Source organism: Cohnella lupini (assembly GCF_003386205.1).
Classification (GTDB): domain Bacteria; phylum Bacillota; class Bacilli; order Paenibacillales; family Paenibacillaceae; genus Cohnella; species Cohnella lupini.
The window spans coordinates 48,964-61,950 of sequence record NZ_QRDY01000025.1; the positions used below are offsets into that span (position 1 = coordinate 48,964).

The 12,987-nt window shown below is 50.4% G+C and carries 11 protein-coding genes; 9 read left to right on the plus strand and 2 right to left on the minus strand.

Features of this window, described 5'->3' with window-relative positions; all coding sequences use genetic code 11:
- The first annotated feature begins 7 nt into the window (after positions 1 to 7).
- The 7 genes from DFP95_RS25120 (at position 8) to DFP95_RS25150 (ending at position 9,437) form a co-directional block, all read left to right on the plus strand.
- Complete coding sequence (locus DFP95_RS25120; protein WP_245987955.1) at positions 8 to 955, plus strand: ABC transporter permease; 948 nt, start codon at positions 8 to 10, stop codon at positions 953 to 955.
- A 15-nt stretch (positions 956 to 970) separates the two neighbouring features.
- Positions 971 to 1,858: a carbohydrate ABC transporter permease gene (locus DFP95_RS25125; RefSeq protein WP_115995432.1), complete on the plus strand. Its 888-nt coding sequence runs from the start codon at positions 971 to 973 to the stop codon at positions 1,856 to 1,858.
- A 22-nt stretch (positions 1,859 to 1,880) separates the two neighbouring features.
- Positions 1,881 to 3,179, plus strand: a complete 1,299-nt coding sequence (melA, locus tag DFP95_RS25130) for an alpha-glucosidase/alpha-galactosidase (RefSeq protein ID WP_115995433.1) — start codon at positions 1,881 to 1,883, stop codon at positions 3,177 to 3,179.
- Positions 3,180 to 3,210: 31 nt separating this feature from the next.
- Positions 3,211 to 4,863 (plus strand): extracellular solute-binding protein, encoded by a 1,653-nt coding sequence (locus DFP95_RS25135; protein ID WP_115995434.1) that lies wholly within the window; start codon positions 3,211 to 3,213, stop codon positions 4,861 to 4,863.
- A 122-nt stretch (positions 4,864 to 4,985) separates the two neighbouring features.
- A complete protein-coding gene (locus DFP95_RS25140; RefSeq protein ID WP_115995435.1) occupies positions 4,986 to 7,286 on the plus strand; it encodes a glycoside hydrolase family 97 N-terminal domain-containing protein in 2,301 nt (766 codons plus the stop codon).
- Between the two features lie 196 nt (positions 7,287 to 7,482).
- Entirely contained in the window at positions 7,483 to 8,316 is an 834-nt protein-coding gene (locus DFP95_RS25145; RefSeq protein WP_115995436.1) for a hypothetical protein, read from the plus strand.
- 47 nt (positions 8,317 to 8,363) lie between these two features.
- A complete protein-coding gene (locus DFP95_RS25150; RefSeq protein ID WP_115995437.1) occupies positions 8,364 to 9,437 on the plus strand; it encodes a sensor histidine kinase in 1,074 nt (357 codons plus the stop codon).
- Here the strand turns inward: DFP95_RS25150 and DFP95_RS25155 are convergent.
- Positions 9,434 to 10,102 (minus strand): response regulator transcription factor, encoded by a 669-nt coding sequence (locus DFP95_RS25155; RefSeq protein WP_181907598.1) that lies wholly within the window; start codon positions 10,100 to 10,102, stop codon positions 9,434 to 9,436. The genes DFP95_RS25150 and DFP95_RS25155 overlap by 4 nt on opposite strands.
- 212 nt (positions 10,103 to 10,314) lie before the next feature.
- On the opposite strand from DFP95_RS25155, the gene DFP95_RS25160 reads away from it, so the two are divergent.
- Positions 10,315 to 11,424 (plus strand): acyltransferase family protein, encoded by a 1,110-nt coding sequence (locus DFP95_RS25160; RefSeq protein ID WP_181907599.1) that lies wholly within the window; start codon positions 10,315 to 10,317, stop codon positions 11,422 to 11,424.
- Positions 11,425 to 11,578: 154 nt separating this feature from the next.
- Here DFP95_RS25160 and arr read toward each other — a convergent pair whose 3' ends face one another.
- On the minus strand, positions 11,579 to 11,980 hold the full coding sequence (arr, locus tag DFP95_RS25165; protein ID WP_115995440.1) for an NAD(+)--rifampin ADP-ribosyltransferase: 402 nt from the start codon (positions 11,978 to 11,980) through the stop codon (positions 11,579 to 11,581).
- 396 nt (positions 11,981 to 12,376) lie between these two features.
- Between arr and DFP95_RS25170 the strand changes: the two genes are divergently transcribed.
- Positions 12,377 to 12,637: a hypothetical protein gene (locus tag DFP95_RS25170; RefSeq protein WP_115995441.1), complete on the plus strand. Its 261-nt coding sequence runs from the start codon at positions 12,377 to 12,379 to the stop codon at positions 12,635 to 12,637.
- Positions 12,638 to 12,987 lie beyond the last annotated feature (350 nt).

Consider the following 12,987-nt stretch of genomic DNA (forward strand, 5'->3'; position numbering starts at 1 on the left):
GTTCAAAGTGAAAGCGAGTGCCCAACCCTCGCAAAACAAGCTAACAAAAAAAGTTGTTAAGCAGCGTTACCTGTACCTTATGCTGGTGCCCGGACTGATCTGGGCGATTTTATTTTCCTATGGACCGATGCTTGGACTCTATATGGCATTCGTAGATTATCAGCCAAGCCTCGGGAAATTCTGGTCTTCCTTCCTTGGCAGTAAGTTTGTAGGGTTCGATTGGTTTTCGTATTTCTTTGCGGGGAACGATTTCTACTTGGTTATGAGGAATACGCTCGTCTCCAGCATACTCACGATCCTGATCGGATTTATCGTACCTATCCTGATCGCGCTCTCCCTTAACGAAGTAAGGAATATGGCATTCAAGCGAGTTATTCAGACCGTTTCCTACATGCCCTATTTCATCTCGTGGGTCATCGCGGCCAATATCTTCGTTACGCTGCTCTCGGCGGACGGAGTAATCAATGAACTGCTGAAGCTGCTGGGACTGACCAAGGAAAGCGTTCTGTTCCTGCAGGAGGGCAAATACTTCTGGGGAATCGTTGCCAGCGCCAACACCTGGAAGGAGATGGGCTACAGCTCGATCATTTACTTGGCGGCTATTGCTTCAATCAATCCGGAGTTGTATGAAGCGGCTAAAGTGGATGGCGCAACCCGGGCAAGACAAATGATCCACATCACCCTGCCCATGCTGAAGCCAACGATTGTTATTTTGCTTATTCTGGCGGTAGGCAACATTCTGAATACGGGCTTCGATCAGTATTACCTGCTAGGCAACTCGCTTAACCGCGAATACTCGGATGTCATCGACACTTATTCCTTCCGATATGGAATTCAGAATGGGATGTTCTCCTACGCGTCCGCGGTCGGGCTGTTTAAGTCGGTCGTTGCCTTCATTTTGGTGCTCGGCGTCAATTCAGCGGCCAGGCGGATGAACAACAACTCGTTATTCTAGAGGAAGGAGGGCAATATGAACAAACAGGAAAGGCTGCTGACCTATTCGGGGAATGCGCTGCTGTACGGCTTTCTTGGCGTACTGTTCGTCGTTACTTTCTTTCCCTTCTGGCAAATCTTTATTCTGTCTGTCAATGACGGCACGGATTCCTTAAGAGGCGGATTTCTTCTATGGCCGCGGGATATCAGTCTGGACAGCTATTCCGCCGTGTTTTCCAACCCGGAAATTTTGGACTCCGTTAAGGTAACGCTGCTTAGAACAATGCTCGGCGTGCCGTTGTCGATTTTTTGTATCGCCTTGCTGGCTTACGCCTTGAGCAAGAAGGAGCTCGTATTCGGGCGAGCCATCAACCTCTTCTTCATCTTCACGATGTATTTCAGCGGAGGATTGATCCCGACTTATATGATTATTAAATCGTTGGGACTGATCGACAACTTCCTCGTCTTTATTTTTCCCGGTATTATCAACATCTTCTGGATGATTCTCGTCCGGACGTTCATGGAGCAGCTGCCGCGGGAGCTGGAGGAATCGGCCGAGATCGACGGCGCTAACGATGTGCGGATTTTCATCAAGGTCATCCTTCCGATCTGCTTGCCCGTTCTGGCTACGGTGGGCCTATTCTCGGCCATCTATCATTGGAATGCTTGGTATGATTCTTACATCTACACCTATAAGCCCGATTTGAAAACCTTGCAAGCGGTTCTGGTGAAAATCCTGAATCAATACCAGACCGGTGATATGCTGAACGAGGCGCAGGCTAACGCATCGAAGCGGATTCCGGTTACGAGCGAGAGCATCCGTATGACGGTCACGATGGTCGCGACGATACCGATTATTCTTGTTTACCCGTTCCTGCAGCGGTTTTTCCTGAAAGGGATGCTGCTAGGCTCCGTCAAAAATTAATAGAACTCAAAGGGGAAGCAACATGCCAAAAATTACGTTTATCGGAGCGGGAAGCTCTATTTTCGCCAAAAATATTCTCGGGGACTGCATGAGAACGCCATCTCTCGAGAATGCCCATATGGCTCTCTACGATATTAATGATGAACGACTGGGCCAGTCTGAGAAAATGCTGCAAAATCTTAACCATAACCTGGGCGGGCGCGCTACCGTCAAAGCCTATACCGACCGCAAAGAAGCGCTACGCGGAGCAGATTATGTCATCAATGCCATCGCCGTAGGGGAACTGATTCCGACGATTTCATCGGACTTCGAGATTCCGGAGAAATACGGTCTGCACCAGACTGTAGCCGATACGCTCGGCATGGGCGGTTTGTTCAGGGGTTTGCGTACGATTCCAGTCATGCTGGATATGGCGAAGGACATGGAAGAAGTATGTCCCGATGCCTGGCTGCTTAACTATACGAATCCGATGGCGATCGTAACCGGCGCCATGCAGCAAGCAACCGGCATTAAAACCGTAGGCTTGTGCCATAGCGTTCAAACCTGTGCCCGCGAATTGTTGGAAGGCCTCGGCATGGATCACCAGGATGTGCGCTGGCGAATCGGCGGCATTAACCATCAGGCCTGGTTGCTGGAAATTACCAGAGACGGCGTCGACCTCTACCCCGAGATCAGACGGAAGGCTGCTGCGCGTACGGAACGGCATACGGATATGGTACGTTACGACTTCATGAAGTTATTCGGCTACTTCGTGACCGAATCCAGCTCGCACGGCTCGGAATATGTTCCCTACTACCACAAGCATCGTTATCCCGAGCTGAAGGAGAAATATTCCCTCCCGACGACCGGTTACAAGAATTGGGGCAAAGGAAAGGCATCCTTCTGGAAGGAAGTTAACGATATGATAGAGAACAAGAATCTGACCCATGAGCGCTCACACGAGTATGCTTCTTATATTATGGAGGCGATGGAGACGAACGTGCCGTTCGAGATTGCCGGCAACGTGCTCAATACCGGCGGCTTGATCGGCAATTTACCGGAGAAGGCGTGCGTCGAGGTTCCCTGCATGGTGAATGGCAACGGCATTCTGCCGACGAGATTCGGCGAACTGCCTCCCCAATGCGCCGCGCTGAACCGGACGAATATCAATATGCAGCTACTCACGATCGAGGCGGCCATAACCGGGAAGCGGGAGCATGTCTATCATGCGGCCATGCTTGACCCTCATACGTCCTCGGAGCTGTCGCTGGACGACATCGTGAAGATGTGCGATGAAATGCTGGAAGCGAACCAATCGTTCCTTTCTTATATGAAAGCTTAATTCGACAATTATACTTTAGGGGGTATTATCGATGGTAAGAGCACGCAAATTCGCTTGGTTAGCCGCAATGTTAGCTCTCATTCTATTGATTTCGGCTTGCTCGGGCAACTCCAACTCTGACTCCAGTTCAGCAGAGAGCGAATCCGCCGCAACAACGGCGTCCGGGAGCAAGGCTTCCGACAGCAGCGAGTCGGAACCGACGAAAGAAAAGATTACGCTTACGTTTTTCGATAAGAACACGGGAGATCAATTCAATAATCCCGTCGCGCAGGAGATTACCAAAAGAACGGGCGTTACGTTCGAGATCCAGCAGCCGACGGGAAATCCGGAAGAGAAGCTGAATCTGATGCTCACCAGCAACGATCTTCCCGACCTTGTGCTCATGGATCGCCGCAGCGACATCGTGAACAAATATATCGCCGCCGGGGCTTTGATTCCCTTGAACGACTTGATCGAGCAGTATGGCTCGAACATTACGGAGATGTACGGAGACGTGCTGAATAAGAGCCGTTACAAGGACGGCAATAATTACTATCTGAACAATTGGTACGGCATGGATCCGGATCCGGTCTGGAGCATCAATATGCGGATGGATATCCTGAAGGAGTTCGGATACGGCGACAAAGCGATGAAAGGCGAGAGCTTTACGCAAGCGGAATTCGTCGATCTATTGCGCATGTTCAAGGAAAAGTACCCTCAGGTGAACGGCAAGGACGCCATTCCTTTCACGATGAATTCCGATCACATGCCGACCGTCGTCGGAACTTTCAAAGGCATGTACGGGATGAAGAACTACTACGAGCATGACGGCAAGCTGGAGCTCGACGTGCGTCATCCGAGGTATTTGGAGATGATCAAGTTCGTTAACGGGCTTCAGACGGAAGGGCTGCTGGATAAGGAGTGGGCGGTCAACAAGACGCAAATCTACGATCAGAAGCTTACGAGCGAGCGGGTATTCGCGAGCGGCGGCGGACTGCCGTCCGAAGCGAATCGGCTTCTGCGCGAGCAACTCGGCCAAGACACGGACAAACAATTTTACGCGTTTAAGATCGTGGCGCCCGATGTCGATCCTTCCCAGACGACCTACGGACCCCGAAGCTCGCTCGGATGGGACGCTATCGGCATCACGGTGGCCAACAAGCATCCGGTCGAAACGATCAAGATGATGGATTTCCTCGTCAGCGAGGAAGGACAGTACTTGCTGCAATGGGGACTTGAGGGACAGCACTGGGATATGGCGGACGGCAAGCATACTCCGCGGCCGGAAGTCATTCAGGGCTTCAAGGACAATTGGAACGAATTCTCGAAAAAAACGGGCATCCGCAAATGGACGTGGTTCATCAAGAACGGCTTCGGCCAGGATGGAACCCCGTACGACCTGGCGGCCAAGTACGAGAGAGACGCGATCGCCACGCATGCCCTCGTGTCGATGAAGGATTCGACATGGGACATGGCGATCTACGATAACCTTGGACCGGTCGGCGGAACTCCCGATGCTCTGGTCGAGCAGAAGGTGAAGGATCTTGTCGACAAGGCTTTTACGACGATGACTTACGCGGAATCGACCGCCGAGCTGGAGCAAGCTTACAACAAGCTGATCAGCAATCTGAAGGCGAACAATGCGGAGAAGATCGAGCAGGTCTATACGGACAACTATGTAGAACGGGTTAATTTGTGGAAATAAGTTCATAAGCAGTCTCGGGCTAGCATTCCCATACTGGAATGCTAGCTCGGACTCGCAGCGTATTCAGGAACAGAATGCTTACCTCTTGATTTATACCGTTGTAAAATAAGAGGAGGGATATCATGTCTTTGAAAAAAGTAGTCAGTTTAATACTGGCATTATCTATTATGCTTACTTCCGTCTCCACCGTTTCGGCAGTCGATGCCGGAACGCAGTACGCGACAGCCTCGCCTAACGGCTCGCTCACGGCGACGATTTACTTGGAAGGCGGGGAGCTGTTCTATACCGTGGCGAAGAGCGGCGCGACCATCGTCGACAAATCGCGGCTCGGCATCAAGACCACCCAAACGGATTTCAACTCCGGAATGTCGTTCGTATCGACCGGCACGTCCTCCTGGAACAATACCTATTCGATTCCGGGCGGCAAAAAAAGCGTAAACACGGATAACGCGGTACAACGGGAATACGTCGTCTCTAAGGGCTCGGCTCAACTGAAAATCTATATTCGGGTCTATAATGACGGATTCGCTTTCCGATACTACGTCCCCGGGCTAGGAGCGACCCGCATCGAAAAGGAATATACCGAATACAACTTTCCTAACGGAACGGGCGGATGGGGACACGCGCCGGTCAACACTTACGAGGGAACCTGGCAGTATTACAGTTCCTCCGCGCTAGATACCAGCAGCGTTACCATGCCTTTTTTGGCTTCGATTAACAGCAACGCTTATTGGGCTTTATTTACGGAAGCGAACGTATATAACGCCAATGGGTCGTATTGCCCGTCGGTTCTAACCGGGAGCACGGGCCAGAACATGAAGTTCGGATGCGCGCCCGACCAAGCTCTGTACGGAACGAAGCTGGAAGTCTCCTTGCCTTTTCAGACCCCTTTCCGGGCCGTGATCGTCACCGACAATTTGAATGATCTCGTCAACTCGAATCTCGTGCAAAACCTGAACCCGCCGTCCAATATCGCGGACACCAGTTGGATTAAACCCGGGATCGCCGCATGGTCTTGGTGGAGCGAGGACTATTACGGAGACCCGGGCGTTCCGGAAGGCTATCGCGAAGTGCCTTTTACTTTGGCTCGCCAAAAAGAGTACGTGGATTTTGCCGCTTCCATGGGTTGGGAATACGTCACCGTCGACGCCGGATGGGCGACATGGACCGACGGCACGATCCCGGATCTCGTCACCTACGCCAACGCGAAAAACGTGGGTATCTTCATATGGGCCAGCCCGTACGTCCATACCCCCTATGGCGCGAGCAGGATGAATTTGCGGAAATGGGCTAGCTGGGGCATTAAAGGGGTAAAGGTGGACATGACGCAGAACGACTCGCAGGTCGGGATGAGCTTCCTGGAGTCGGTAGCCGATTATTGCGCCGAGCTTCATCTGATGGTCTACTTCCACAACGTCACGAAGCCGGGCGGCGAAGAGCGTACTTGGCCGAACGTCATAAGTTCGGAAGGGGTGCTCGGCGCCGAACGCTATAAGCTGTATTGGCCGCCGGCTCCGACCGCCGTTCACAATACGACGCTTCCGTTCACGAGAAACGTGCTGGGCTCCATGGATTACACGCCCGTCGCGCTTAGCAACACGAACAAAAACACGACGCAGGGCCATCAGTTGGCAATGTCTATCGTGTATGAATCCAAAATTCAAAATTACGCCGACTCCATAGACATCTACGGAAACTGGAAAGGCACGGAGTTGCTGCGGGTCGTGCCGGCCTCGTGGGATGAGACGAAGCTTCTGGACGGATTCCCGGGGAGTCACGTCGTGATGGCAAGGCGCAGCGGTTCGGATTGGTATATCGGGGCGATGACCGACGGCGCGAGAACGATTACGATTCCTCTTACGAGCCTGAACCTCAGTTCCGGCAACTACACGGCTTATGTCTATAAGGACGGAGCATCAAGCGAAATTCTCACGAAAACGACAAGTACGGTAACGTCCGCTTCAACGCTGACGATTCCTCTCCTTGCAACCGGAGGAGCCGCGGTTTTGATCTCGAAGACGACCGTACCGAGCATGCCTGCCGATCCCTATACTTACTATGAAGCGGAAAACGCGACTCTTGCCGGCGGAGCTTCCGTTGCAACCTGCGTTAACTGCTCGAACGGCAATAAAGTCGGTAACTTGGGCAATAATACGGGTACCGTGCAATTCAATGTGACCGTACCGACAGCGGGTACGTACAAAGTGAAGTTGAATCATCTGTCAGCCAATGAGAGGTGGACCAACTACAGCGTAAATGGCGGATCTAACACGCTACTTAAATTAAGGCTGGAATCGGGAAGCTGGAATGTCGTTCGAAGCTATACGACATCCATGAATTTGAACGCCGGCAGCAACACGATTAAGTTCTCCTATACCGATTGGGCGCCTGATATCGACAACATAGGTATACTGGTACCATAGAGACGATTCGATTAAAAGAAGGCCGTTAGGTAACCGATAAAAGATGACTCCTGTACTGAACAGGGGTCATCTTTTTTAGTCTCCCTAATCTGCTTCTAACTCCGGCAGAAGGTCAACATTCTATCGCAAAGCAATAACACGATCTGACCGTCAAATATGGTAGACTACTTCCATATAACGATCGGAGTGGATCCGGATGGCGATCTTGAAGGAAAGCGCGAAAATGACCGGGACGGTTGCGCTGATCTTTGCTTTGAACGGTCTTGTAAACTATGAATTGATGCAGCCGCTTGCTAGCGGTTCAGATGTAGTTAACCTTATTCGGCGTCATCTCGATGATGCCGTATTTGCGCTGCTGTTCGTCATTGTCGGGTTTGCTTTTCTGGGCATATTCGCCGTGCTTACTAAGGAGAAGGGCTATCTCTATTTGAGCGTATTCTCTTTCCTGGCTTCGCTGCAGCTCTTCGCGGAATGGGACGAAAAAGGAATATTGTTCGGGGAATTCCCGGAGATAACCAACTTTTCGCTAGCAATTAAGAGCGCTGTTGTTATTCTTGCCTTCTCCCTTATTACTTACCTGCTGGGTACGACGAACGAACGTTGGAGCCGGGGATTAATCTTAGCTAACTACGCTCTCTGGGGTACGATAATGGTTTCCTCTCTGTTTGGAGCGGGCAAACCCTTCGTTCTCCTCCTAGATCGCTTGTTCATACTCGTAGTGCTCCTCAACATGACGCTTTACGTCGCGCAATTCAAATCCCTTATGCGGCTGAAGAACCATCAGGCGGAGCTCCGTTGGATAGCCAAGGGGTTTGTCCTCTTCATGATCGTAGTGCTGCCCGATATCGGCAAAGACCTGCTTGAAAGTCTCCAGGGGCGCAGCATGGGATACCACGACGCCTATTGGGAGCAAGGTCTGGAGGACACTTTTCCTTGGGCGCTGTTAGTGCTGGTTGCGTATTTCGGCGTACTTTTTTTCGGAGATTCGTTCAGACCTTACGGGAAAATAAGAATGTTACGGAACAGCTGAAGTCGAAGAACGCGGCTCTTGAGCAGGAAGTGGATACGAGGCAGCGATTGGATCGGTTATTGTCCGTGTTGACTCGCGCTTACCGGGTAGGTGATCTGGAGCAAAGCGTACTACGCGAGGGGCAGCGATATTTTGCGTCCTATATGTTTAGGTTGGTTAAGTATACGGAAACAAAGCACGAAATACAGGGCGTAGGGGGAAGCTTAACGGCTTCTCTTGAAAAGGAGCTTCTAACCGCTCTGCGAGCGAAAAGTAACCGGCATATTCCTGGAGAGGTTAGCATTACTCCCTCGTTGGTTCTCGGAGCGGCAGGGGGGACGGGGGATACGAATTTGTATCTGGCAGTGTCCATGAATAGCGGGGAGCCCTTTGCTCTCGTGGAGCGGGATCGGTTCGCATTGATGCTGATGAGCAAATACGTATCGATATTCTATGACTATTTGCATCTCATAGAGGCCAAGCTGAATGAAATGGAACAGAGGCATGGGAGCGACGAGCCCTGGTTGTCCAAGCTATTCATGCAGATTACGGAGAAGGAAAGAAAGCGGCTAGCATCCGATCTTCACGATGAAGTCCTGCAGGAGTTATTGAATATCCGCAGGTCAGTAGAACGAACGTCCGGGGAAAATTCCATGTATGAGAGCAGGAAAGACATATGCAGGGGATTGGACAACGTCGAATTCATGATCCGGGAAACCTGCCAGGAACTCATGCCGCCGTTCATATCCGAGCATGGCGTGCTTCACGCCGTCTCCAAGCTAGTGGAGAAAACGAGGCTGCGTGCGGAGTTTCAGCTAGAATTCAAGACACTGCCGATCACGGCTCCGATTAGCGACGAACAAACGATTACGATCTATCGAATCGTGCAGGAGCTGATTAACAACGGATTTAAGCATTCGGAGGCTCGTAAGCTGACGCTGGAGGTCGGGCAAGAGGACGAATGGCTGCACATTCGTTATAAGGATGATGGGGTAGGCATGGAGACGAGTCGGGATTTCTCCGATTCGAATCGGTTCGGCTTAAAGGGGATTGCGGAGCGAGCGCGGATGGTCGGAGGGAGCGTCACGCTAGAATCCCAACCCGGTCAAGGGTTGAAGGTTCACTGCGCTCTTCCGCTCTAAGAATCGGATTGCGGCGATAGATCCAAGTTGATCCATTTGAGTTCAAGTCCCTTGAGCACGGCTTCTTGGCGAGAGGAGGCATTCAACTTCTCGAACAGGTGCGAGATGACATATTCGACATTGCGCTGGCTCATAAAGAGCCGGTCGGCAATGTCTTTATTTTTATAACCTTGGGCAATCATCCGGAGAACGCCGATTTCTTTATCCGAGAGGGCTTTATTGGCGCTGATCTGCTCCTGAGCAGGAGGAGGAAAACGACTCCCCTTCGCCCTAAGCTGCCGTGCAAGAGGCAGAGGTAACACCGTCAAGCGTTGAAATGCCATTCGAAGACTGCCGATAAACTCCTGTTCGCCAAGCGATTTCTCCAAGATCCCGGTCACCCCGATCTCGATCAGGCGATCGTAATGCTCGGCTATGTCCTCTCCGGTCAGGATAACGATTATGGCCTCCGGATTCCTCTGCAAGGTCTCTTCGGTCAATTCGAATCCATTCATCCCCGGAAGCTTCAGATCGAAAATAAACAAATCGAATGAGAGTTCACGCATCAACTCTAGCGCCGCTTCGCCTCTCGAAGCGGTTGTAACGATATAGCCATGCTTCTCGAGAATCATGGCCGTTCCAGCCAAGAAGGTCTGGTGATCGTCAACGATCAATAGATGCTTCATGTTCGTGTCCTCCGCAAGCTTCTGGCTTCTCATTTATTTTCACTATACTACATTCGCAGGATGGAGACACCGCAAACTTCCGCCTCTGAACCGCAAGATCGGCGATTCGGAACCGAAGCATTTATTGCGCGGTTTGGTTCCATCCTTTCGGTGATCGGAATGCGGACACCATGTTACCGTTGAGTCATGACTTGATAACGGGAGGTTATAACATGGAGAAGCGAATGGCATATTTGGATCGGCTGAAGGTGTTCTTGACGGTGCTGGTGGTCCTTCATCATACCGCAATCACATACGGAGGGGCAGGAAGCTGGTATTACAACGAGCAGCCAAGCACGGATGTTGCAACCGCGTTGCTTTCGACGTTCACGGCAGTGAATCAATCGTTCTTCATGGGGTTGTTTTTTTTCATATCGGGATATGTGACCCCATCCTCTTATGACCGTTATGGAGCGGTTAAGTTTATGAAGGTCCGATTGATCAGATTCGGAATTCCGATCATCCTCTTCATGGCCGTCATCACTCCGTTATTAGCGTATGTCTCAACTGGGTATGAGGGCTCGTTCGCCGATTACTTGAAGACGAGAGTGATATCGAACCTTCTTCTTAGTTTTGCGGAATTCGAGGTGGGACCGCTGTGGTACTTGGTGGCGTTGCTCCTATTCTTTGCGGCTTATGCGGGGTACCGGCTAATCAGAGGGGAACAGTCTGCCAAGAATACGTTCAAGCTAACATCGAGAACGATTGTCGGATATCTCGTCGCCGTCGCGGTGGCCAACTTCCTTATTCGATTGATTTATCCCGTCGGGGAGACGGTGTTGTCTCTGCAGCTTGCTTATTTCCCGGCGTACATTGGATTATTTATCGGAGGGATAGGGGCTTATCGGGGAAAATGGCTGGATCAATTAACGAAGTCCGCTGCTCGTAAATGGAGAGTCGTTGTGTGCGTTCTCATTATTTTATTTCCCATCGTTATGTTGCTCGGCGGTGCGATGGAAGGGGATACCTCCTTCGAAGGCGGCATGAATTGGCAGTCGGCCATTTACTCTACTACTGACCCGATACTAGGCTTCGGAATCTCTTATCTGCTGCTGGTAGCGTTTCGCAAGCGCTGGAACGGCGATCCTTCTCCGGTGTCCAGATGGCTGTCGGCTCAAGCTTTTCTCGTCTATATTATTCATGCCTTGATCGTGACTTATATCTCCTATTGGCTCCGCGGTATTTCCATCGATCCTCTTCTTAAGTTTATTCTGGTCGGATGTTTGGCACTGCCGCATTGCTTCTTGGTCGCTTCCCTCCTCCGGAAGATTCCTGGGCGGTAGAAGGCGGAGGAGGGTGCTTGAGATGAGGCTGCTGGTGCTGCTTAGATTCGGCTGCATTTCCGCATGACGAAGCTTCTTTGATCCACGTCTCGTAATTTGATTAGCGCAATACAAACATGAGGCAGTTGATCGCAATTTCGTCAACTATTACAGGCTAATTTATAATCTCGCCTTTATCTATTTTCGCCAAACGTACCAGCCAAACTGCGAGCTGTTCAGGCGTTTGTCGCACCCAATCTTTCACTTCGTCAACAATTTTTAATGGGGCTGTGCTGCGATAAGATCGTGTCGGATTTCCTGGAAATTTCTTGTCCGTCACATTCGGATCATTTTCCCAGGCACCTGTCGGCTCAACGAGGTACACGCGCGGTGCGCCATCGCCTTTTGCCAACTCAGCAGCTAATCCAGCTCCATCACGCAAAGCTGTAAAATAAATGTGATTCATCACAACATCGGGATTGTAATTTGAGCGAAAACCAGCTGTAAGCAAGTCTCCAAGCTGCAAATCTGCTCGTGTCCCATGATAAAAAGGACCTTTGTCAAGAATTTCAGTCATCTCGTTACCTTTCCGTCAGATCTGACACTCTTAATCAGCACTGACAATCTTTATTTTTCAAAGAATTCTCTAAGATTATAAACTAATTTGAACTTTGCTCAAAATAAATGGCTGTGTATGTCACTATAATCTAAACCAAGAACTTTTTGAGTTTCAACGTATTTTGCTTCAACTGCGGCTTTTTCAACGTTCCACCAGGTTTTGTGTGTACCATTTAATTATGTCAGCCATTGGCTTAATCGATTCATTAACGTTGGCTACCAAGAAAGCAGTGTTTTTAATAGAACTCTTTATTTTTATCTAATATTCATTCGACGTAGATACGTATCTCGATCAACCTCCTTCTCTGCGGCATATGTATAGTACTAGCTAGCCGTAATTAGGAGGTTGAGGGAAATGTGCATTCCATGCGGTTCTGTCGTCAGCGTTCGAATTGCGGTAGGGAACTCCCGAACGCTATCCGCCAATACACTCGGGTTGAAGTCCAACGAGCTCGTGCTTGCTTGCACGCCGGGCAACGCGAAGATCGCGACATGTCGGTCGACGGAGAAGACGGTCCGAATCACGGGCGTAAGCGTGGGGAGAACGACCGTTACTTTGAGAGTTCAGAACGGGACGAAGTTTCGGTCTATACCGATCAACGTAAGAGTCGTATAAGAATTGCTACAGTAGTACTGCAGATTTCAGACAACTCTCCTTGATGCTCAAGTAGGAGACTTAGAATACAGGCTGCTGTTCATCGCATAAACGAGCCACACAGAATAGTTGTGTGGCTCGTTTATTTTGGGATTTGATGATTCAACAAGAATAATTGATGACGGGATAAAGATTTGAGGGGGCAATACAAACGGGCAGCATTCCTATTATGGAGAAATATCGGGTTTGAGAAACAAAAAGACTCCTTGGTAAGATGTAATAGGATCTCAGTTGCTGGCCAGCGACAGATCCAAATACATTCCAAGGAGACTACACTATGCATTCTAATCAAAATCAACGAATTACTCAAA